The organism is Escherichia fergusonii ATCC 35469 (genome assembly GCF_000026225.1).
Classification (GTDB): domain Bacteria; phylum Pseudomonadota; class Gammaproteobacteria; order Enterobacterales; family Enterobacteriaceae; genus Escherichia; species Escherichia fergusonii.
The window spans coordinates 207703-230077 of sequence record NC_011740.1 but is presented as its reverse complement, the minus strand read 5'-3'; the positions used below and the strand labels follow the sequence as shown (position 1 = coordinate 230077).

18 protein-coding genes are annotated in these 22375 nt (G+C 51.2%); 2 read left to right on the top strand and 16 right to left on the bottom strand.

Translation table 11 applies throughout. The features are described from left to right. Positions 1 to 4: 4 nt before the first annotated feature. From dnaE to rpsB, 16 genes are all read right to left on the bottom strand, one after another. A complete protein-coding gene (gene dnaE, locus EFER_RS01265) occupies positions 5 to 3487 on the bottom strand; it encodes a DNA polymerase III subunit alpha (protein WP_001294748.1) in 3483 nt (1160 codons plus the stop codon). Positions 3488 to 3523: 36 nt separating this feature from the next. Continuing rightward, positions 3524 to 4120, bottom strand: a complete 597-nt coding sequence (rnhB, locus tag EFER_RS01260) for a ribonuclease HII (protein ID WP_000569420.1) — start codon at positions 4118 to 4120, stop codon at positions 3524 to 3526. Continuing rightward, entirely contained in the window at positions 4117 to 5265 is a 1149-nt protein-coding gene (gene lpxB, locus EFER_RS01255; protein ID WP_000139668.1) for a lipid-A-disaccharide synthase, read from the bottom strand. Before lpxB ends, rnhB begins: the two co-directional genes overlap by 4 nt. Further along, positions 5265 to 6053 (bottom strand): acyl-ACP--UDP-N-acetylglucosamine O-acyltransferase, encoded by a 789-nt coding sequence (gene lpxA / locus EFER_RS01250; RefSeq protein WP_000565966.1) that lies wholly within the window; start codon positions 6051 to 6053, stop codon positions 5265 to 5267. The genes lpxB and lpxA overlap by 1 nt, the downstream gene beginning before the upstream one ends. 3 nt (positions 6054 to 6056) lie before the next feature. Then, positions 6057 to 6512: a 3-hydroxyacyl-ACP dehydratase FabZ gene (fabZ, locus tag EFER_RS01245; protein ID WP_000210739.1), complete on the bottom strand. Its 456-nt coding sequence runs from the start codon at positions 6510 to 6512 to the stop codon at positions 6057 to 6059. Between the two features lie 104 nt (positions 6513 to 6616). Further along, on the bottom strand, positions 6617 to 7642 hold the full coding sequence (gene lpxD / locus EFER_RS01240) for a UDP-3-O-(3-hydroxymyristoyl)glucosamine N-acyltransferase (RefSeq protein ID WP_001139290.1): 1026 nt from the start codon (positions 7640 to 7642) through the stop codon (positions 6617 to 6619). A gap of 3 nt (positions 7643 to 7645) precedes the next feature. Then, positions 7646 to 8131 carry a molecular chaperone Skp gene (gene skp / locus EFER_RS01235; RefSeq protein ID WP_002431677.1) on the bottom strand — a complete coding sequence of 162 codons (486 nt, stop codon included), beginning with the start codon at positions 8129 to 8131 and terminating at the stop codon, positions 7646 to 7648. A gap of 123 nt (positions 8132 to 8254) precedes the next feature. Further along, positions 8255 to 10663, bottom strand: coding sequence for an outer membrane protein assembly factor BamA (gene bamA, locus EFER_RS01230; RefSeq protein ID WP_001240913.1), 2409 nt, complete (start codon positions 10661 to 10663; stop codon positions 8255 to 8257). A gap of 31 nt (positions 10664 to 10694) precedes the next feature. After that, positions 10695 to 12047, bottom strand: a complete 1353-nt coding sequence (gene rseP, locus EFER_RS01225) for a sigma E protease regulator RseP (protein ID WP_000953850.1) — start codon at positions 12045 to 12047, stop codon at positions 10695 to 10697. An 11-nt stretch (positions 12048 to 12058) separates the two neighbouring features. Beyond that, entirely contained in the window at positions 12059 to 12916 is an 858-nt protein-coding gene (gene cdsA / locus EFER_RS01220; protein ID WP_000922431.1) for a phosphatidate cytidylyltransferase, read from the bottom strand. Positions 12917 to 12928: 12 nt separating this feature from the next. Beyond that, positions 12929 to 13687, bottom strand: coding sequence for a (2E,6E)-farnesyl-diphosphate-specific ditrans,polycis-undecaprenyl-diphosphate synthase (ispU, locus tag EFER_RS01215; protein ID WP_001295562.1), 759 nt, complete (start codon positions 13685 to 13687; stop codon positions 12929 to 12931). Positions 13688 to 13875: 188 nt separating this feature from the next. Then, positions 13876 to 15072 carry a 1-deoxy-D-xylulose-5-phosphate reductoisomerase gene (ispC, locus tag EFER_RS01210; protein ID WP_000811934.1) on the bottom strand — a complete coding sequence of 399 codons (1197 nt, stop codon included), beginning with the start codon at positions 15070 to 15072 and terminating at the stop codon, positions 13876 to 13878. Between the two features lie 92 nt (positions 15073 to 15164). After that, positions 15165 to 15722, bottom strand: coding sequence for a ribosome recycling factor (gene frr / locus EFER_RS01205; RefSeq protein ID WP_000622418.1), 558 nt, complete (start codon positions 15720 to 15722; stop codon positions 15165 to 15167). Positions 15723 to 15871: 149 nt separating this feature from the next. Then, positions 15872 to 16597, bottom strand: coding sequence for a UMP kinase (gene pyrH / locus EFER_RS01200; protein WP_000224573.1), 726 nt, complete (start codon positions 16595 to 16597; stop codon positions 15872 to 15874). A 146-nt stretch (positions 16598 to 16743) separates the two neighbouring features. Further along, positions 16744 to 17595 (bottom strand): translation elongation factor Ts, encoded by an 852-nt coding sequence (gene tsf, locus EFER_RS01195; RefSeq protein WP_000818114.1) that lies wholly within the window; start codon positions 17593 to 17595, stop codon positions 16744 to 16746. Between the two features lie 134 nt (positions 17596 to 17729). Further along, a complete protein-coding gene (rpsB, locus tag EFER_RS01190) occupies positions 17730 to 18455 on the bottom strand; it encodes a 30S ribosomal protein S2 (protein WP_000246882.1) in 726 nt (241 codons plus the stop codon). A gap of 367 nt (positions 18456 to 18822) precedes the next feature. Between rpsB and map the strand changes: the two genes are divergently transcribed. Next, the gene (gene map, locus EFER_RS01185; protein ID WP_001018199.1) at positions 18823 to 19617 is read left to right on the top strand and encodes a type I methionyl aminopeptidase; all 795 of its coding nucleotides are present in this window, start codon (positions 18823 to 18825) and stop codon (positions 19615 to 19617) included. Positions 19618 to 19678: 61 nt separating this feature from the next. Continuing rightward, positions 19679 to 22351, top strand: coding sequence for a bifunctional uridylyltransferase/uridylyl-removing protein GlnD (gene glnD / locus EFER_RS01180; RefSeq protein WP_001094549.1), 2673 nt, complete (start codon positions 19679 to 19681; stop codon positions 22349 to 22351). Positions 22352 to 22375 lie beyond the last annotated feature (24 nt).

The window sequence follows — 22375 nt, the reverse complement described above, 5'->3', positions numbered from 1 at the left end:
TGTATTAGTCAAACTCCAGTTCCACCTGCTCCGAACCAATGAGGCCACGGAGATCGTTTAATAAACGATCGCTCGGAGAGACACGCCACGTCGCGCCAAAACGCAACCGCGCGCGTGCATCCGCCCTCTGATAGTAGAGATGTACTGGAATTGTCCCAGAGCGGTGGGGTTCCAGAGACTGACGGAGTCGGTTTAAAAGCTGGTCATCAATTTGCCTGTCCGTCAGCGAGATAGCAAGCCCGCGAGCATATTTTTCCCGGGCTTCGTCAATATCCATCACTTCGCGAGCGGTCATTTTAAGCCCACCGCTGAAGTCATCAAAGCTGACCTGTCCGCTGACGATAAGTATGCGGTCTTTTTCCAGCAATTGCTGGTATTTATCCAGGGCGTCAGTAAACAACATCACTTCCAGCCGCCCGGAACGGTCATCCAGCGTGCAGATACCGATACGATTGCCGCGCTTGGTGACCATAACCCGCGCAGCAACAACGAGCCCCGCAGCCGTGGTGACTTTACCACGTTCTGTCGGGTGCATGTCTTTCAGCCTTACGCCTCCGACATAACGCTCAATCTCTTTTAAATACTGGTTGATAGGGTGTCCCGTCAGATACAGACCTAACGTTTCACGCTCCCCATCTAACACCACCTGCTCCGGCCACGGTTGGCAACTGGCGTAGGATTGTTCAATTTGTTCCGGCTCTTCTGCCAGCACGCCGAACATATCGGCCTGACCGATGGCTTCTGCTTTCGCGTGTTGATCAGCCGCCTTTAACGCATCGCCCAGCGAGTTCATCAGCGCCGCGCGGTGTGGCCCAAGACGGTCAAACGCCCCGGACATGATCAGTTTTTCCAGCACTCGCCGGTTTAACTTTTTGGTGTCTGTACGGGCGCAGAGATCAAACAGTTCACGGAAATAGCCGCCTTTATTACGGGCTTCGATGATCGCCTCAATCGGACCTTCACCTACCCCTTTGATCGCGCCAATACCATACACGATTTCGCCGTCGTCGTTGACGTGGAAATGGTAAAGACCGGAGTTTATATCTGGTGGCAGGATTTTCAGCCCCATCCGCCAGCACTCATCCACCAGGCCTACCACCTTCTCGGTGTTGTCCATATCGGCGGTCATTACTGCCGCCATAAACTCCGCTGGATAGTGCGCTTTCAGCCATAACGTTTGATATGAAACCAAAGCATAGGCCGCAGAGTGCGATTTGTTAAATCCGTAACCAGCGAATTTCTCCACCAGGTCGAAGATTTTCATCGCCAGTTCGGCGTTGATCCCGTTCTTTTCTGCGCCTTCAGCAAATACAGAACGCTGCTTGGCCATCTCTTCCGGCTTTTTCTTACCCATCGCACGACGCAGCATATCCGCGCCACCGAGGGTATAACCAGAAAGCACCTGGGCAATCTGCATGACCTGTTCCTGATACAGGATAATGCCGTAGGTTGGCTCCAGTACCGGTTTCAGGCTTTCATGCTGCCACTGCACATCCGGATAGGAGATCTCTTCGCGACCATGTTTACGGTCGATAAAGTTATCCACCATCCCTGATTGCAACGGACCGGGACGGAATAGCGCCACCAGTGCGATCATATCTTCGAAGCAGTCAGGTTGCAGACGTTTGATCAGGTCCTTCATGCCGCGCGATTCAAGCTGGAATACCGCCGTGGTTTCCGAGCGTTGCAGCATGTCGAAACTTTTCTTGTCATCCAGCGGGATGGCGGCGATATCCAGCGGCGGCTCACCATTCTTCGCCCGCCGTTTGTTGATCATCTCCAGCGCCCAGTTGATGATGGTGAGCGTACGCAGGCCGAGGAAGTCGAACTTCACCAGCCCGGCGTATTCAACGTCGCTTTTATCAAACTGGGTAACCGGATGTTTGCCCTCTTCATCGCAATAAAGCGGCGCAAAATCGGTAATTTTGGTCGGCGCGATAACCACCCCACCGGCGTGCTTACCAGCGTTACGGGTGACCCCTTCCAGTTTGCGCGCCATGTCGATCAGCGCCTTAACTTCTTCGTCCGCTTCGTAGATTTCCGGCAGTTGCGGCTCGGCTTCAAACGCTTTCGCCAGCGTCATCCCCGGATCTGGCGGGATCAGTTTCGAGATACGATCGACAAAGCCATACGGATGCCCCAGCACGCGGCCTACGTCGCGGATCACCGCTTTTGCCGCCATCGTACCGAAGGTGATGATCTGCGATACCGCATCGCGACCGTACATATCTGCCACGTGTTCGATAACCTGGTCGCGTTTTTCCATACAGAAGTCAACGTCGAAGTCAGGCATGGAGACACGTTCCGGGTTAAGGAAACGTTCGAACAGCAGGTCAAATTCCAACGGATCGAGGTCGGTGATTTTTAACGCGTAAGCCACCAGTGACCCTGCACCAGAACCACGGCCTGGCCCTACCGGTACGCCGTTATCTTTCGACCACTGGATAAATTCCATAACGATGAGGAAGTAACCCGGGAAGCCCATTTGGTTGATAACCTGAAGTTCAGTATCCAGACGCTCGTCATACTCCGGGCGACGCTTAAGACGTTCTTCCTCGTCAGGGAATAAAAACGCCAGACGCTCTTCCAGGCCTTCTTTTGCACGCTTGACCAGATAATCTTCGGTGCTCATGTCCCCGGTCGGGAACTGCGGCAGGAAGTATTCACCCAGACGCACAGTCACGTTACAGCGTTTGGCGATCTCAACAGTGTTGGCCAGGGCTTCGGGGATGTCGGCAAACAGCTCGCACATCTCCTCTTCGCTGCGCATATATTGCTGCGGCGAATAATTACGCGGGCGTTTGGGATCGTCGAGAGTAAAGCCGTCATGGATCGCGACGCGGATTTCGTGCGCGTCAAAGTCGCTGCTGTCGATAAAGCGCACGTCATTGGTCGCCACGACGGGCAAACCGCGCGCTTCCGCCAGTTCCACTGCCGCGTGCAGATAACTTTCTTCGTCCGGCCTGCCGGTTCGGATCAGCTCGAGAAAATAGCGATCCGGGAAGTGCTCTTCATAAAACGCAACGCACTCATCTACCAGCGCGCTGTTACCACGCAAAAGACTGCGCCCGACGTCGCCCATGCGCCCGCCGGAAAGGAGGATCAGCCCTTCGTTTAATTCGATAAGCCAGTCGCGATCGATGATCGGCCCGGCGGCACCGTACCCGCGCTGATACGCTTTTGAGATCAGCAACGTCAGATTCTGATAGCCAGTATTGTTCGCCGCCAGCACCGTCAGGTGGGTTAACTCATCACCCAGCAGGTCGCACTGGACATTAAAATCTGCCCCGACGATGGGCTTAATCCCTGCGCCATGTCCCGCTCCGTAGAACTTCACCAGACCGCAAAGGTTGGTGAAATCGGTGATCGCCAGTGCTGGCATACCCAACGCCGCCGCCTTTTTTACCAGCGGCGCGGTTTTGGCCAGGCCATCGATCATCGAGTAGTCGCTGTGCACCCGCAGGTGTACGAAACGTGGTTCAGACATCTTCAGATTCCGGTTTACTTAATCTCGACACAAGAATCAGGACGCAAGTCCCAGTGCGCGTTTGACAGGCCCAAAGCTACGACGATGATGTTCAGTCGCGCCATATTCAGCCAGTTTTTCCAGATGAAAAGCGGTTGGATACCCTTTGTGCTGGGCAAAACCATATTGCGGGAAAACAATATCCAGCGCCGCCATTTCAGCGTCGCGCGTCACTTTCGCCAGGATAGACGCAGCACTGATTTCCGGCACACGACTGTCGCCTTTCACCACTGCCATCGCAGGCATCGGTAATTTTGGGCAGCGGTTACCATCAATCAACACATATTCTGGCGCAATATGCAGCCCCGCGACGGCGCGCTGCATCGCCAACATGGTCGCATGAAGAATGTTCAGTTCGTCGATTTCGTGGGGTTCCGCGCGGCCCAGACTCCAGCTTAACGCTTTCTCTTTGATCTCTTCACAGAGCGCCAGACGGCGTTTTTCGCTCAGCTTTTTGGAATCATTCAGCCCGGCAATCGGGCGCGCCGGGTCAAGGATTACAGCAGCGGTAACCACCGCGCCAACCAACGGCCCGCGTCCAACTTCATCCACACCCGCAACCAGCTGCGTGTGTGGATAAACAAATTCGATCATTGTGCTAACTCCAGAACGGCTTGTGCCGCCTGCTCATCGGCATTGCAGCGGATCTGCTGATGCAGTTCACGGAAGGTATCGTGCATAGCGTGGCTGGTTTTCCCGTTCGCCAACAGCGGTAACAGCGCCGCAGCCAGTTTTTGCGGCTCACACTCTTCCTGCAATAACTCTTTGACTAACTCTCTGCCCGCCAGCAAATTGGGTAGAGAGACATACTCGGTTTTCACCAGTCGCTTCGCCAGCCAGAAGGTGAAAGGCTTCATGCGGTATCCCACTACCATCGGGCATTTCGCCAGCATGCACTCCAGGGCTGCCGTACCCGACGCCAGTAGCGCCGCATCACTGGCGACCATCGCCTCACGACCCATTCCATCCAGCAGATGAACCGACAGGTCTGGCGCAACTTCAGCTTTGATACGCTCAAACTGCTCGCGGCGTTTGGCATTCACCAGCGGCACCACGATCTCGAGATCGGGATATGTCTGGCGCAAAAGCTGAGCCGTTTTCAGGAAATCGGCACTCAGCATCTCCACTTCCGCACCACGACTTCCCGGCAGCAACGCAAGACAATGAGCATCGTGAGGGATCCCCAGCACATCACGGGCGGCATTTTTATCTGGATCTAACGGCATGGCATCAGCCATGGTATGACCGATAAAACGGCACGGCACGTTATATTTGTCATAAAACGCTTTTTCGAAAGGCAGAAATGCGAGCACCAGATCGGTGGCTCTGCCTATTTTGAAAACGCGTTTCTGTCGCCACGCCCAGACGGACGGACTGACATAATGAATGGTTTTGATACCCTGCTTTTTAAGGTTACCTTCTAGGGTAATATTGAAGTCAGGCGCATCAATGCCAACAAAAACATCTGGCTTCAGTTCGCCAAAACGCTTTGTCAGATCGGCACGAATATGCAGTAAGCGACGCAGACGCCCGAGCACTTCAACAATGCCCATCACCGCCAACTCTTCCATTTCGTACCAGGCTTCGCAGCCTTCGGCCTGCATTCGTGGCCCGGCAACGCCAACAAAGCGGGCGTTGGGCACACGTTCTTTCAGAGCACGGATTAAACCGGCCCCCAGGATATCGCCGGAGGTTTCTCCGGCGACCAGGGCAATCGTTAATGGACGCTGTTCAGTCATTAACGAATCAGACCGCGCGTTGAGCGTGCAAAGAAATCGGTAAAGGCTTTCACTTCCGGATATGTTTCCGCAAGTTCGGCAATTTCCGGTTTCACTTCATCGAGCGTTTTACCGCTGCGATAAATCAGCTTATACGCATTGCGGATAGCGGTAATCGCCTCGCGGCTGAATCCGCGGCGCTTCAGCCCTTCGATGTTGACACCGAACGGCGTTGCGTGGTTACCCTGCGCAATGACATAAGGAGGGACGTCCTGCGCCACACCGGAACAGCCGCCAACCATCACGTGCGCACCAATGATGCAGAACTGATGGACTGCGGTCATGCCGCCGATGATCGCGAAGTCGTCTACCGATACATGACCCGCCAGCGTTGCGTTGTTGGCGAGAATACAGCGGTTACCTACCGTACAATCGTGCGCAATGTGCGCGTTGATCATCAGTAAGTTGTCGCTGCCCACCTTCGTCAATCCACCGCCCTGGACTGTGCCACGATGAATGGTGACGCTTTCGCGAATGCGGTTACGATCGCCGATTTCCACACGGGTCGGTTCGCCAGCATATTTCAGATCCTGGTTGACTTCGCCGATGGAGGCGAACTGATAAATCTCATTGTCGCGGCCAATTTTAGTATGACCATTCACGACAACGTGAGATTTCAGTACGGTACCCTCACCAATTTCGACATGGGGTCCAACGATACAAAAAGGACCAATGTGAGCGTTGGCGCCAATTGACGCGCCTTCTTCCACAATGGCGGTTGGATGCACAAAGGCGGATTTATCAATCACGTATCAGGCCTCCCGGCTACGAGCACACATCATCGTTGCTTCGCAAACTACTTTACCGTCGACCAGAGCAACCCCTTTAAAACGGGTCAGGCCGCGGCGCGTTTTTTCGAAAGTGACTTCCATGATCATTTGATCGCCTGGCACGACCGGGCGCTTGAAGCGCGCTTCGTCAATACCGGCGAAGTAGTACAGCTCGCCCGGTTCCAGTTTTCCTACGCTTTTAAACGCCAGAATACCTGTTGCCTGTGCCATTGCTTCCAGAATAAGCACACCCGGGAAAATCGGTTTTCCAGGAAAATGGCCCTGGAAGAATGGCTCATTGACAGAGACATTTTTTACTGCGCGCAGAAAACGACCTTCTTCAAAATCCAGCACGCGATCCACCAGTAAGAACGGGAAACGGTGCGGCAGAAGTTCTAAAATCTCTTCAATCTGCAGAGTATGAGTGTTAGTAGTCAAGATACTCTTCCTGTCAAAATATAAGAAACGACAATAATAACACGGCCTGCCGCAATCGTAAGAATGAGACAGGCCGTAAAGTTTGGCGAACAAAAGATGGAACGTTAGTCTTGTTGATTAACCTTGCGCTCAAGCGATTTCAAACGCTTGCTCATGTCATCAATGTTCATCACCAGTGCAGCGGTTTTGCGCCAGACTTTGTTGGGTTGCAGCGGAATGCCTGAGGAATAGACGCCTGGTTCAGTGATGGGACGCATCACCATACCCATGCCCGTAACCGTCACTTTGTCGCATATTTCCATATGCCCGTTGATTACGCTGGCTCCGCCGATCATGCAGTAACGACCAATTTTCAGGCTGCCCGCCATAATGACGCCACCGGCAACCGCCGTATTGTCGCCAATCACGACGTTATGTGCAATCTGGCACTGGTTATCAATGATCACGCCATTGCCAATAACGGTGTCATCCAGCGCACCGCGATCGATAGTAGTACAGGCACCGATCTCCACGCGATCGCCAATAATTACGCGACCAATCTGTGGGATCTTCACCCAGTTACCCCGATCGTTGGCATAGCCAAAGCCGTCTGCGCCTACCACTGTTCCGGACTGGATCAGGCAATTCTGACCGATTTGGATCTCATGGTAAATGGTTACGTTCGCCCAGAGACGCGAACCTGCACCGATTTTGCTGTTTTTACCTACGAAGCAACCGGCACCGATAATCACGTTATCGCCCAGTTCAACGCCGGACTCAATCACCACGTTCGCGCCAATCGATACGTTGTTACCCAGCTTCGCCGTCGCGTCAATCACTGCACTGGGTGCAATGTTCTGCGCGGGCTGCGGCGTGGTATCTAAAATTTGCGCCATGCGTGCGTAAGTCAGGTAGGGGTTCTTCACTACCAGCGCGGCACTTTTCGCGAAAGGAAGATCGTCCTGGGTCATGACAACCGCGGACGCCTGGCACAAGCCTAAATGCTCACGGTATTTTGGGTTAACCATGAACGTAATGTGACCTGTTTGTGCAGATTGCATGGACGCAACGCCGGTGATGACGATATCGCCATCACCGTGTAGTTCTGCATCCAACTGCTGCGCTAAATCAGCCAGTCGAATTGAAGGCATTACTTATTTAACCTGTTTCAGTACGTCGGCAGTGATGTCTTTTACATCGCTGCTGTTGTAAGCAACGGCGTTTGCATCAACAACCAGATCGATATCCTGGCTGTTGGCAACGGATTTCACAGCAGTCTGGATACGAGTAACCAGTTTGCCGCGTTCTTCGTTGGAACGACGTGCACGATCCTGCTCAAAAGCCTGCGCTTTCTGAGCAAAAGTCTGGCGCTGAGCCATCACGTCTTTTTCCAGTTTGGTACGCTCGCTACCTGCTTTCATAGATTGCAGACGCTGCATCTTCGCTTGCAGGTCGCCTTCCATTTTTTGCAGTTCAGCTGCACGGCCTTTGAACTCATTTTCCAGCGTGTTAGATACGCCAGTTTTCTGTGCTACCTGTTGGAACAGGTTGCCCATGTTGACGATTGCAATTTTGTCAGCAGCCTGGGCAGACGTTACCATCGCTAAACCAAGACCTGCAGCTAATAACCACTTTTTCACAATAAACTCCTTACCATCCCATTTGCACCCGAAGGTGCAGTTCTTTGCGTGGCCTGGGCGATCCACATTGGGATCGCCAAAAGTCATCGCTACACTACCATTACATTCCTTTGCGAAGAACAATTACCAGGTTTTACCAATGTTAAACTGGAATTGTTCTGCTTTGTCTCCATCGTACTTTTTGAACGGCTGGGCGTAGGAGAACACCAACGGCCCCAATGGGGACATCCATTGTAATGCGATACCCGCAGACATACGGATATTGCCTGGATCACTATAGTCTGGATAATCAGGATATCTACTTGCTTGCCAGTTGGTATCCCAAACCGTACCCATATCCCAGAACAAGGAAGTACGAACTGAGTTAGCATATTTTTCGCTAATAAACGGTGTCGGTGTGATCAGCTCAAAGCTGGCAACCGCCATTGCGTTACCACCCACGGCGTCATCAGATTGGCAACCATTACTCTCAGTACACTCTTCGTAATCATCGTACTCATCATTAGAAGAGTGAGCACCCTTTTTATAGACCGCTTTCGGACCAATAGTGTTGGACTGGAAGCCACGCACAGTGCTGGAACCACCGGCATAGAAGTTCTCATAGAACGGCATTTCTTTGCCGCCAATACCATCACCATAACCCCAGCGAGTACGCCCCAGGACAACCCATTTATGATCGTCATCGATCGGTACATAAGTCGCAGTGTCTAACGATAATTTGTAGTATTCGTTATCTGAACCAGGAATAGTGACTTTACCAGTCAGGTTTACGCGTGAACCATCTGTCGGGAAATAACCACGGTCAAGTTTGTTGTATGTCCAGCCGTAGTTAAAGGTGAAATCGTCAGCAGCAAAGCTGTCTTTACCATATTCACCCATTGATTCCAGATAACGATCCATTGCAACCTGTGGCTGCATATTGGACAGTTTGTTATGCACATAACCCAGGCCAGCACGCAGCGAGTTATACTCATTGATCGGGAAGCCGAGCGTTACGTCTGTACCATAACTTTTGTTGGTATAGTCAGACAGGTCAGCATCATCCGCCTGGAAATCATTATAGAAGATACGTCCGCCGAGGCTTACGCCATCAACAGTAAAATACGGGTTGGTAACAGACAGTTCGCTGTAGGTCTGGTAATCGTTTTTGGTACCGTTGATACCCACTGCATAACCTGTACCTAACCAGTTGTCTTGCTGTACACCTATCTGGAAGCTGACGCCACTTTCAGTACCGTAGCCGATACCAAAGTTGAAGCTACCGGTGTTACGTTCTTTCACCTTGTAAACTACGTCAACTTGATCCGGGCTGCCGGGAACACGTTGTGTGTCAGTGTCGACGGTTTCAAAGTAACCCAGACGATTCAGACGCTCTTTCCCCTGATCAACCAGATCACTACCTAACCAGGCACCTTCCATCTGACGCATTTCACGACGCAGAACTGAATCTTTCGAGGTGTCGTTGCCTTCAAAACGGATTTTACGCACATAGAAACGGTTACCCGCATCAACGTTCACACGTAATTTAACGGTTTTGTCAGCATCGTTAATTTCAGGCATCGACTGTACACGCGGATAGGCATAACCGTAGCGACCCAGAAGCTTTTTAATATCATCTTCCATTTTGGTCACTTTGGTGCCGTTATACAGTTCACCCGGCTCGATTTTCGTCAATTCTTCGATTTCAGCGGAATGGCCTGCAAGGTTACCTGTCACTTGTACACCTGAAAGCTTGTATTGATCGCCTTCTGTAATGTTAACAGTGATGTAAATACCTTTTTTATCTGGCGTCAGGCTGACCTGAGTAGAATCGATGTTGAAACGCGCATAACCACGATCCAGATAATAACTACGCAGCGTTTCAAGGTCGCCTGCCAGTTTCTGTTTCTGGTATTTACGATCCCCCACCACGTTCCACCACGGTACTTCATCACGCAGTTGGAAATGGGAAATCAATTCGTTGGTAGTAAAAGCGTGGTTACCAACAATATTAATCTGTTGGATTGTTGCCGATACCCCTTCCTGGAAAACCAGTTTGAGATCGACACGGTTACGCGGCAAAGGCGTAACCACAGCTTTTACGCTGGCGCTATATTTACCGACGCTATAGTAGAAATCTTCCAGACCTTTTTCGATATCAGCAATGGTAGTGCGATCGAGAGATTCGCCCACACGCACGCCAGAAGCCTCCAGGTTTTGCTTCAGCATGTCATCTTTCACCGATTTGTTACCGGAGAAAGTGATGCTGGCAATTGTCGGGCGTTCTTTGACCTGAACCAGAAGAGTATCACCATCACGAAGGACACGGACATCCTCAAAGTTACCAGTGGCAAACAGTGCGCGTATGGTATTACTGATATCTTCATCATTAACCGTGTCGCCTGTGCGCACCGGCATACTGAGGAGGGCCGCACCAACGGCGACACGCTGTAGGCCTTCGAAATGAATATCTTTCACTACGAACCCTTCAGCACCGTATACGGTGGCGCTGCTAAACAGCAGCGACGCTATGAGCAACTTTTTCATCGCCATCGTTATTATGCGTTCTTCCTAACTAACTCTCTTACAACCGAGAGAAATCATTGAAAAGTGCAAGCCCCATTAACAGCACCAGCAAAATCGAGCCAATGCGATAACTAAAGTCTTGAACTCGCTCGGATACCGGGCCGCCCTTGATCTTTTCGATCGCAAGGAACAGCAGATGCCCCCCATCTAGCACGGGCAACGGAAACAGATTGATTATCCCTAAGTTCACGCTGATGAGCGCAAGAAACGGCAGGTAATAAACAATTCCAAGTTCCGCTGTCATCCCAGCCCCTTTGGCGATAGATATCGGCCCACTGAGGTTGTTCAGATTAACATCACCGGTGATCAATTTTCCCAGCATACTGACCGTCAGTTTCATCAACTGCCACGTTTTATCCGTAGCTTCGAGGATGGCGTTGAACGGCCCATACTGGCGTACAATTTTATACTCTTCCGGCAAAGGAATGAGTTTAGGCTCAATGCCTGCAAATCCAATCGCTTTGCCTTTACCCGGTTTACTCTCCGGGATCAACGTCAGTGATAAAGGGTTTCCCTGACGCTCAATTTCCAATGCCAACGGTTTACCAGGATTGTCGCGCACCAGAGTAACAAACGTTCCCCACTGCGTTAACGGTTGACCGTCGACTTTAACGATCCTGTCGCCTGCTTGCAAACCTGCCTTCATACCTGCTGAGTTTGCCTGAATAACAACCAGTACTGGTTCAATCTGCGGTCCACGTGGACGAATACCCAACGAAGATACAGGATCTTCTTTGTCTGGCTCAAATGACCATTGACGTAAATCCAGTTTTACATCTCTTCGCTGGTTGCTACCAAAGGGCGCTACGCTAAGAGTTGTACTCTCATCCCCGATTTTGTCGACCAGTTGTAAACGCACGGAATCCCAATCAGGGGTTTCGATACCATCAACCGCTTTTAGTTCCGTGCCTGGTGCAATTTGCGCCTGTGCAGCTATCGAATTGGCTGATATTTCACCAACAACCGGGCGAACACCTGGTACGCCGATAATAAAAACCAGCCAGTAAGCAAAGATTGCGAAAAGGAAGTTTGCTATCGGGCCAGCTGCAATAATCGCTGCTCGTTGGCCGACAGTTTTATTATTAAAGGCATGGCGGCGCAACTCAGGAACGACTGGTTCAGCACGCTCGTCAAGCATTTTGACATAGCCGCCAAGGGGGATCATGGCGACGACATATTCAGTACCTAACCGATCGGTTCGGCGCCAGAGAGCTTTGCCAAAGCCAATGGAAAAGCGCTCGACGCGAACACCACAACGCCGGGCAACCCAGAAATGACCAAATTCATGCACCGTGATAAGTACACCCAGCGCAACGATGAATGAAGCCAAATCCCAGAGAACACTCAGCATAATACCTTCCGTTAAAGCGTCCTGAATACCAGTAACAACAGGCAAGCAAAGACCGGCACAGCAGCGGTCAGGCTATCAATACGATCCAGAATACCACCATGGCCAGGAATCAGATGACCACTGTCTTTGATTCCGGCTTCACGCTTAAACATACTCTCGGTTAAATCGCCCAATACCGAAGCCAATGCCGCGACGATAGAGCATACAAGTAAAATTACTGGCGCAACATTGAGATCAGCCCACATGCTGTAGCCCCAGGAGATTACTGCGGCAGTTGCCAGTCCACCAATAAAACCCTGCCAGGTTTTACCGGGAGAGACCTTCGGGGCCAGCTTATGTTTACCAAATAATTTACCAAACATATATGCGCCAGAGTCAGCTCCCCATACGAGGATCATGACATACAGCAGCCATATCGCGCCACTGTAATGGTTCTCGTCATAGTGCCAGCTGCGTAACGCCAACATTCCCCAGAAGAAAGGAACAATGGTCAGAATGCCGAAGATAATGCGTAATGTTTTTGAATTACGCCAGATTGCAGCTGATCCAGGATAAAACAGTACCAGCAATAGCGCAGCGATCCACCATCCTGTTGAGGCCCAAAGCGAAACCGCAACCAGTGAATGTTGAATACTGCGGTTATAGTCAGGCAACAGAAATAGCATTAGCGCCAGCAATAACCCGCATAGCACCGCCAACCATACCCGCTGCGAGCGAGAGGTAAAACCGCTAAGCTGTCCCCATTCCCACGCTGCCAGCATACAAACCACCAGCGTAACAATGGCGAACCCCACCGGCGGCAACAGAAACAATGCCGCGATGACTACAGGTATTAAAACAAAAGCAGAAATCAGGCGATACTTCAGCAAAAGCGACCCCCATCAGGCTGTTTCATCACCGGGCTCGGTGCCGCCGAAACGACGCTCTCGATTGGCAAAGGCATTTAGTGCCCCTTCAAAGTCTTGTTCATCGAAATCGGGCCAAAGAACATCTGTAAAGTAAAGTTCGGCGTAGGCAATTTGCCAAAGCAAAAAGTTACTTATGCGATGTTCTCCCCCAGTCCTAATTACTAAATCTACAGGGGCCAGTTCATGCATACAGACATGCTGGTTTAGCATCTCTTCATCTATCTGATCCGGTTGCAGATTTCCTTGCTGCACCTTTTCAGCCAGTTGCCTGACGCCCTGGACTATATCCCAACGTCCACCGTAGTTCGCCGCAATATTCAGCGTTAGACCGGTATTTCCGGCTGTTAGCGCTTCCGATTTACGAATACGTTCTTGCAAACGCGAGTTAAAACGACTGGTATCGCCAATAATACGCAGACGCACGTTATGTCGGTGCAGGCTTTTTACTTCGCTATCGAGCGCCCACACAAACAATTCCATTAACGCACTGACCTCCTGCGCTGGTCGGTTCCAGTTTTCACTGCTAAAGGCATACAGCGTTAACGCCTCAATACCGTTGTTGGCCGCAAAAGAGACAGCCCGGCGGACGGATTTTGCCCCGGCTTTATGCCCAAAGGCACGAATCTTCCCTTGCTTTTTTGCCCAGCGACCATTGCCGTCCATTATGATCGCAACATGGCGACAGCCATGCGCTGGCAATTTTTCGCTAAGTGGTTGAGTAGCAGACAACATCACGCGTTTCTTATTCCCTGACAGGGTTTACGGTACTCAGGAATACTGAAGCCTATACAAAAAAAAGCCGTGTAAAACCACGGCATACCTGACCTTATAAAGCCAACTACTTACGATCAGATGGCGCAGACTATATCACTGAAGCCCTACGCTAACAAATAGCACGACTCTCTGTAGCCGGATTATCCTCAGCTTGCGAGACGCATCACCTCTTTTCTGGCGATTTCACGGGCAGTGGCATCTACGCTCAGCACATCTTCCACGCTTTGCGGCTCTTGTAAATCCATCTTTTCCAGTACAGATAAATTCAGCGCAGCAATATCAGTAAAGCGAATCTGTTGCGCAAGAAAAGCTGCAACAGTGATCTCGTTTGCGGCATTCAATGTGGTCGTTGCAGCCTGGCCTTGTTCGAACGCCTCCATAGCCAGTTTCAGGCATGGATAACGATCATAATCCGGTGCGGCAAATGTCAACGCACTCAGTTTGCAAAAATCGAGTGGCTTCACGCCAGAGTTCACGCGATTCGGCCATGCCATGGTGTGGGCAATTGGCGTACGCATATCCGGTTCACCCAACTGTGCCAGAACACTGCCGTCCTGGTAACGCACCATTGAGTGAATCACTGACTGCGGGTGAATCAGCACTTCCATCTGGCTGGCGCTGGCGTTAAACAGCCAACGCGCTTCAATGTATTCCAGACCTTTGTTCATCATGGTAGCCGAATCGACAGAAATTTTACGTCCCATCGACCAGTTCGGATGACGGCAGGCTTGATCGGGCGTCATTGTTGCCAAATCGCGCAATGGCGTCTCACGGAAAGGGCCACCAGACCCGGTAAGCAAAATGGACACCACGCCATTTTGCTCAAGGTCAGCGTATCCCAGATTATGCTGGATAGGTTGCGGTAAACTCTGAAAAATGGCGTTATGTTCGCTATCGACTGGTAACAATTGCGCTTTGCTCTGCTTTACGGCGTCCATAAACAGACGTCCGCAAGTGACCAGTGATTCTTTATTGGCCAACAAAATAGTTTTACCCGCGCGGATCGCAGCAAGCGTAGGCAACAGGCCAGCTGCGCCAACAATAGCCGCCATCACCTGATTAACATCTTCAAGCGCTGCCATATCACAAGCTGCCTGCTGACCACTTAAGACTTCGGTGCGGCTACCCTGTTGCTGTAGCATCGTTTTAAGAAGTTTCGCACTCGCTTCATCATCCATTACGGCATAGCGGGGAGAGAATTCCAGGCACTGTTCTACCATGCGAGTGACATTTTTGCCTGCCACCAGCGCAACTACGCGGAAGTGTTCGGGATTATGGCGCACCACGTCCAGCGTGCTGCAACCAATCGAGCCGGTCGAGCCCAGAATGGTGAGTTGCTTCATGAAACATCCAGAGTTGAGACAGAATAAAAAGCAAAACGCCGCCAGCCGATCCGCAAGGATCTACTGAGCGGCGTTTTTTGTCGTTCAAGAAATCAGAACTGCATCAGTTCTGCTTCTTTGTCTGCCAGCGCCGCTTCAATTTTCTTGATTGCAGCATCAGTCAGTTTCTGTACATCGTCCTGAGAACGGCGATCGTCGTCTTCGCTGATCTCTTTATCTTTCAACAGTGCTTTCACTTTGTCGTTCGCGTCACGACGCACGTTACGTACTGCAACACGCGCTTGTTCTGCTTCACCACGAACAATTTTGGTCAGATCTTTACGACGTTCTTCCGTCAGCGGTGGCAGCGGAACACGAATGTCGCTACCCGCAGAGTTCGGGTTCAGGCCAAGATCGGACGCCATAATCGCTTTTTCAACGGCCGGAGACATTGAACGATCAAACACGTTGATTTTCAGAGTACGGGAATCTTCTACCGTTACGCTTGCCAGCTGACGCAGCGGCGTCGGCGTGCCGTAATATTCCACGACAATGCCATCCAGCAGGCTGGGAGAAGCACGACCCGTGCGTATTTTGCTGATTTGGGTTTTGAACGCTTCTACGCATTTATCCATGCGTACTTCAGCATCTTTTCTGATATCGCTAATCACGTTACGAATCCTTGAAAACTTGTCTCAGTCAGACCAGACAGTCACACACAGTGGAAGTGTGCTAAGTATAGCCCTGATTAAACATATTACGGGTAAGATCCCCCGCGATACTTACGCGGAATCTTACCCTTATTTATCCATCACGGGAATTATTCCGTGATTAAAGTCCCTTCTTTTTCACCCATTACCACACGGCGCAGCGCACCCGGTTTGTTCATGTTGAAAACACGAATCGGTAATTTATGGTCACGAGCCAGCGTGAAGGCCGCCAGGTCCATGACTTTCAGCTCTTTTTCCAGCACTTCGCTGTAAGTCAGTTGCTCGTACATCGTTGCGGTTGGATCTTTCGCCGGATCAGCAGTAAACACGCCGTCAACTTTGGTTGCTTTCAACACCACATCAGCTTCAATTTCGATACCACGCAGGCAAGCTGCAGAGTCGGTGGTAAAGAACGGGTTACCTGTACCAGCGGAGAGGATCACCACACGATTGTTGCGCAACAGGCTAATCGCTTCTGCCCAGCTGTAGCTGTCGCACACGCCATTCAATGGAATAGCGGACATCAGACGAGCGTTCACATAGGCGCGGTGCAGTGCATCACGCATTGCCAGGCCGTTCATTACAGTCGCCAGCATCCCCATGTGGTCGCCCACAACGCGGTTCATACCCGCTTTCGCCAGACCAGCGCCACGGAACAGGTTACCCCCACCAATCACCACACCAACCTGAATACCCAGTTCAACCAGTTCTTTGATTTCCTGAGCCATGCGATCCAGTATGCTTGCATCAATACCGAAGCCTTCCGTGCCCTGCAGAGCTTCGCCACTCAACTTAAGCAGAATGCGTTTATAGACGGGTTTTGCATTGGTAGCCATGTTTCTTTCCTGAGACTGTCAACGATTGAAATGAATTAATACCGGCGACATTGTACGTCGCTTTTCAGCGCAGCCCCATAAGGGTTAGCTGAATTTACAAGATGGGCGCAAAAAGAAGCCGCCCTCAGGCGGCTCCTTTTCGATAATTAAGACTGCTTGGACATCGCAGCAACTTCTGCTGCAAAGTCAGTCTCAACTTTCTCGATGCCTTCACCTACTTCGAAGCGGATGAAGCCAGTCACTTCAGCGTTATGCTCTTTCAGCAGCTGACCAACAGTTTTGCTTGGTTCCATAACGAACGGCTGACCGGTCAGAGAAACTTCGCCGGTGAATTTCTTCATGCGGCCTTCAACCATTTTCTCTGCGATTTCTTTCGGCTTACCAGACTGCATCGCGATATCCAGCTGAACCTGGTATTCTTTCTCTACCACTTCAGCGGAAACGTCTTCCGGTTTGATGAATTCTGGTTTGCTTGCAGCAACGTGCATAGCGATGTGTTTAACCAGCTCTTCGTCAGCGCCTTTAGCAGCAACCAGAACGCCGATACGCGCACCGTGCTGATAAGAACCCAGAACGTCGCCTTCCAGCGCAGCAACGCGGCGAATGTTGATGTTTTCACCGATTTTCGCTACCAGCGCAACACGTTCTTCTTCGAACTGTGCTTTCAGAACTTCAACGTCAGTGATTTTGCCAGCAACAGCTGCGTCCAGAACTTTGTCTGCGAACGCCTGGAAACCAGCGTCTTTTGCAACGAAGTCAGTCTGGCAGTTAACTTCCAGAATGATGCCGTAGTTGCCGTCGATTTTGGTTTTGATCACGCCGTCAGCAGCAACGTTGCCTGCTTTTTTCGCTGCTTTAATAGCACCGGACTTACGCATGTTTTCGATTGCCAGCTCGATGTCGCCGTTAGCTTCAGTCAGTGCTTTTTTGCAATCCATCATGCCTGCGCCAGTACGCTCACGCAGCTCTTTTACCAGGGATGCGGTAATTTCAGCCATTCTAAAATCCTCGGAGATGTGATCTGCCCGGCATTAAACCGCACAGATATAAAAGTGAAAAAGGGGGCCATATGCAGGCCCCCTAACCAAACGTGTACTACCTGGTCTATAAGGGCTCGTACGAGCGTGCCTTATTACTCAGCTTCTACGAAGCTTTCTTCCGCCTGGGAAGCCAGATCCTGAGAACGGCCTTCACGTACGGTAGCAGCAACAGCGCCCAGGTACAGGGTCACAGCACGGATTGCGTCGTCGTTACCCGGGATAACGAAGTCAACACCGTCCGGATCAGAGTTGGTATCAACGATAGCAAATACCGGAATACCCAGGTTGTTTGCTTCTTTGATAGCAATGTGTTCGTGGTCAGCATCGATTACAAACAGAGCGTCCGGCAGACCGCCCATGTCTTTGATACCGCCCAGGCTGTTTTCCAGTTTCTCCAGCTCACGAGTGCGCATCAGCGCTTCTTTCTTGGTCAGCTTGTCGAAAGTACCGTCCTGAGACTGAGTTTCCAGGTCTTTCAGACGTTTGATGGACTGACGAACGGTTTTCCAGTTAGTCAGCATACCGCCCAGCCAGCGATGGTTCACGAAGAACTGGTCGCAGCTCAGAGCAGCGTCTTTCACCGCTTCGCTTGCAGCGCGTTTAGTACCAACGAAAAGGATTTTACCTTTGCGAGAAGCAATCTTGTTCAGTTCAGCCAGAGCTTCGTTGAACATCGGTACAGTTTTCTCAAGGTTGATGATGTGAACTTTGTTACGCGCACCGAAGATGAACGGCTTCATTTTCGGGTTCCAGTAACGGGTCTGGTGACCGAAGTGAACACCAGCCTTGAGCATGTCGCGCATGGAAACAGTTGCCATGATTAAAACCTCTATATAAAAGTTGGGGTTATGCCTCCACGTATCCCATATTACCGACCCTAAAGGGCACCCCGGAATATGTGCCGATACGTGTGTGTTGTTACACAAAGTGAGATTGTCGCTTCCGTCCAGTCTGTGTATACGAAATGGATCGGAAGTCCGGCGCGCTTTATACCACAAATACGTCGTGGACACCAATAATTGTTGGCGCTGTGTACAGCATCAGACGATGAATTTTCTATTATAGAAAACGTTCAGTGGCACGTTTGGCGAAATTCAGAATGATTCTCAATTTGCCCGGGTGTGATACCATTGACGGCACTTACATATATATTGTCGGTATCACCGACGCTGATGGACAGAATTAATGGCTATCTCAATCAAGACCCCAGAAGATATCGAAAAAATGCGCGTCGCTGGCCGACTGGCTGCCGAAGTGCTGGAGATGATCGAACCGTATGTTAAACCGGGCGTCAGCACCGGCGAGCTGGATCGCATCTGTAATGATTACATTGTTAATGAACAACACGCGGTTTCTGCCTGCCTCGGCTATCACGGCTATCCGAAATCCGTTTGCATCTCTATTAATGAAGTGGTGTGCCACGGTATCCCGGACGATGCGAAGCTGCTGAAAGATGGCGATATCGTTAACATTGATGTCACCGTAATCAAAGATGGTTTCCACGGCGATACCTCAAAAATGTTTATCGTCGGTAAGCCAACCATCATGGGCGAACGTCTGTGCCGCGTAACGCAAGAGAGTCTTTACCTGGCGCTGCGCATGGTAAAACCGGGCATTAATCTGCGCGAAATCGGTGCGGCGATTCAGAAATTTGTCGAAGCAGAAGGCTTCTCCGTCGTTCGTGAATATTGCGGACACGGTATTGGTCGCGGCTTCCACGAAGAACCGCAGGTGCTGCACTATGACTCCCGTGAAACCAACGTCGTATTGAAACCGGGGATGACCTTCACCATCGAGCCAATGGTCAACGCGGGCAAAAAAGAGATCCGCACCATGAAAGATGGCTGGACGGTAAAAACCAAAGATCGCAGCTTGTCTGCACAATATGAGCATACTATTGTGGTGACGGATAACGGCTGCGAAATTCTGACGCTACGCAAGGATGACACCATCCCGGCGATAATCTCGCACGACGAATAAAATGAAGCCGGCGAATGCCGGCTTTTTTAATGCGATAATTTAATCTTATGGGTGGCGCACAATGAATACCCTTCCAGAACAGTACGCAAACACCGCTCTCCCCACCCTGCCCGGTCAACCGCAAAATCCATGCGCCTGGCCCCGTGATGAATTAACCGTTTGTGGGATAAAAGCTCATATTGATACCTTCCAGCGTTGGCTGGGTGATGCCTTTGACAATGGGATCTCCGCAGAACAGTTGATTGAGGCACGTACCGAGTTTATCGACCAACTCCTGCAACGGTTATGGATTGAAGCGGGATTCAGCCAGATTGCCGACCTGGCATTGGTCGCCGTCGGTGGCTACGGTCGTGGCGAGCTGCATCCGCTTTCAGACGTCGATTTACTGATTTTAAGCCGCAAAAAACTCCCGGACGATCAGGCGCAAAAAGTGGGCGAGCTGTTAACGCTGCTCTGGGATGTGAAGCTGGAAGTCGGTCATAGCGTGCGCACGCTTGAAGAGTGCATGCTGGAAGGGTTATCGGATTTAACCGTCGCCACCAATTTAATCGAATCCCGCTTATTAATTGGCGATGTTGCGTTATTCCTCGAACTGCAAAAACATATTTTCAGCGAAGGATTCTGGCCTTCCGACAAGTTCTACGCAGCGAAAGTTGAAGAACAGAACCAGCGCCATCAGCGTTACCACGGCACCAGCTACAACCTTGAGCCAGACATCAAAAGTAGCCCCGGCGGCTTGCGCGATATCCACACTCTGCAATGGGTTGCCCGCCGTCATTTTGGCGCAACATCGCTGGATGAGATGGTTGGATTTGGCTTCTTAACCTCAGCGGAACGGGCGGAATTAAACGAATGTCTGCATATATTGTGGCGTATTCGCTTTGCCCTGCATCTGGTCGTCAGCCGTTACGATAATCGCCTGCTGTTTGATCGCCAACTTAGCGTCGCCCAGCGTCTGAATTACAGTGGCGAAGGTAACGAACCCGTCGAGCAGATGATGAAGGATTACTTCCGCGTTACGCGCCGCGTCAGCGAACTCAACCAGATGCTGCTGCAACTGTTCGATGAAGCCATCCTCGCCCTGCCCGCCGACGAAAAACCACGTCCAATCGACGATGAGTTTCAGCTACGCGGTTCGCTAATCGACCTGCGTGATGAAACACTATTTATGCGCCAGCCGGAAGCCATCTTGCGTATGTTCTACACCATGGTGCGCAACAGTGAGATCACCGGCATTTACTCCACCACGCTGCGCCATCTGCGCCATGCTCGTCGCCATCTGCAACAACCGCTGTGTAATATTCCGGAAGCACGAAAACTGTTTTTAAGCATTCTGCGTCACCCCGGAGCGGTGCGGCGCGGACTATTGCCAATGCATCGCCATAGCGTGCTCGGTGCCTATATGCCGCAATGGTCGCATATCGTCGGGCAGATGCAGTTTGACCTGTTCCACGCCTACACGGTGGATGAACATACTATTCGCGTGATGTTGAAACTGGAGAGTTTTGCCAGTGAAGAAACGCGCCAGCGCCATCCGTTGTGTGTGGATGTCTGGCCGCGATTGCCGTCAACTGAGCTGATTTTCATCGCCGCGCTGTTTCACGATATCGCCAAAGGGCGTGGCGGCGACCACTCCATTCTCGGTGCTCAGGATGTAGTGCATTTTGCCGAACTCCACGGGCTTAACTCGCGCGAAACGCAGCTGGTAGCCTGGCTGGTTCGCCAGCACCTGCTGATGTCGGTGACCGCCCAACGCCGCGATATTCAGGACCCGGAAGTCATCAAGCAGTTTGCCGAAGAAGTGCAAACAGAAAACCGACTTCGTTATCTGGTATGCCTGACGGTGGCCGATATATGCGCCACCAACGAAACACTGTGGAATAGCTGGAAGCAAAGTCTGTTGCGTGAGCTCTACTTTGCTACCGAAAAGCAGCTACGGCGCGGAATGCAAAACACGCCGGATATGCGCGAACGCGTTCGCCATCACCAACTCCAGGCGCTGGCGCTACTGCGTATGGACAATATTGACGAAGAGGCACTGCACCATATCTGGTCACGCTGCCGGGCAAACTATTTTGTTCGTCACAGTCCAAATCAACTGGCCTGGCACGCACGCCATTTGCTAAAGCATGATTTAAGTAAGTCATTAGTGTTGCTAAGCCCACACGCCACGCGTGGTGGCACCGAGATTTTTATCTGGAGCCCGGACCGTCCTTACTTGTTTGCCGCTGTTTGTGCCGAGTTAGATCGACGCAACTTAAGCGTTCACGACGCACAAATTTTTACCACCCGCGACGGTATGGCGATGGATACATTCATTGTCCTTGAGCCGGACGGCAGCCCACTTTCCGCAGATCGCCATGAGGTTATTCGATTTGGTCTGGAGCAAGTACTGACACAAAGTAGCTGGCAGCCACCGCAGCCGCGTCGCCAACCTGCTAAATTGCGCCATTTTACTGTTGAAACCGAAGTGACGTTTTTGCCAACCCATACCGACCGCAAATCGTTCCTTGAGCTTATCGCTCTCGACCAACCAGGACTGCTGGCAAGGGTCGGGAAAATTTTTGCCGATCTGGGAATTTCGCTTCATGGCGCCCGAATTACAACCATTGGCGAACGAGTAGAAGATTTATTCATAATTGCTACCGCTGACCGGCGTGCGCTTAATAACGAGTTGCAGCAGGAAGTGCATCAGCGGTTGACAGAGGCCCTCAATCCAAACGATAAAGGGTAATGTGTTTATTTATATGGAAAGAGT

Excerpts from the sequence above, each read along its gene's own strand:
- ispU (WP_001295562.1), bottom strand. The coding sequence starts at position 13,687 with ATGTTGTCTGCTACTCAACCACTTAGCGAAAAATTGCCAGCGCATGGC.
- tsf (WP_000818114.1), bottom strand. The coding sequence starts at position 17,595 with ATGGCTGAAATTACCGCATCCCTGGTAAAAGAGCTGCGTGAGCGTACT.
- lpxD (WP_001139290.1), bottom strand. The coding sequence starts at position 7,642 with ATGCCTTCAATTCGACTGGCTGATTTAGCGCAGCAGTTGGATGCAGAA.
- rnhB (WP_000569420.1), bottom strand. The coding sequence starts at position 4,120 with ATGATCGAATTTGTTTATCCACACACGCAGCTGGTTGCGGGTGTGGAT.
- glnD (WP_001094549.1), top strand. The coding sequence starts at position 19,679 with ATGAATACCCTTCCAGAACAGTACGCAAACACCGCTCTCCCCACCCTG.
- dnaE (WP_001294748.1), bottom strand. The coding sequence starts at position 3,487 with ATGTCTGAACCACGTTTCGTACACCTGCGGGTGCACAGCGACTACTCG.
- lpxB (WP_000139668.1), bottom strand. The coding sequence starts at position 5,265 with ATGACTGAACAGCGTCCATTAACGATTGCCCTGGTCGCCGGAGAAACC.
- rseP (WP_000953850.1), bottom strand. The coding sequence starts at position 12,047 with ATGCTGAGTGTTCTCTGGGATTTGGCTTCATTCATCGTTGCGCTGGGT.
- ispC (WP_000811934.1), bottom strand. The coding sequence starts at position 15,072 with ATGAAGCAACTCACCATTCTGGGCTCGACCGGCTCGATTGGTTGCAGC.
- map (WP_001018199.1), top strand. The coding sequence starts at position 18,823 with ATGGCTATCTCAATCAAGACCCCAGAAGATATCGAAAAAATGCGCGTC.
- bamA (WP_001240913.1), bottom strand. The coding sequence starts at position 10,663 with ATGGCGATGAAAAAGTTGCTCATAGCGTCGCTGCTGTTTAGCAGCGCC.
- rpsB (WP_000246882.1), bottom strand. The coding sequence starts at position 18,455 with ATGGCAACTGTTTCCATGCGCGACATGCTCAAGGCTGGTGTTCACTTC.
- pyrH (WP_000224573.1), bottom strand. The coding sequence starts at position 16,597 with ATGGCTACCAATGCAAAACCCGTCTATAAACGCATTCTGCTTAAGTTG.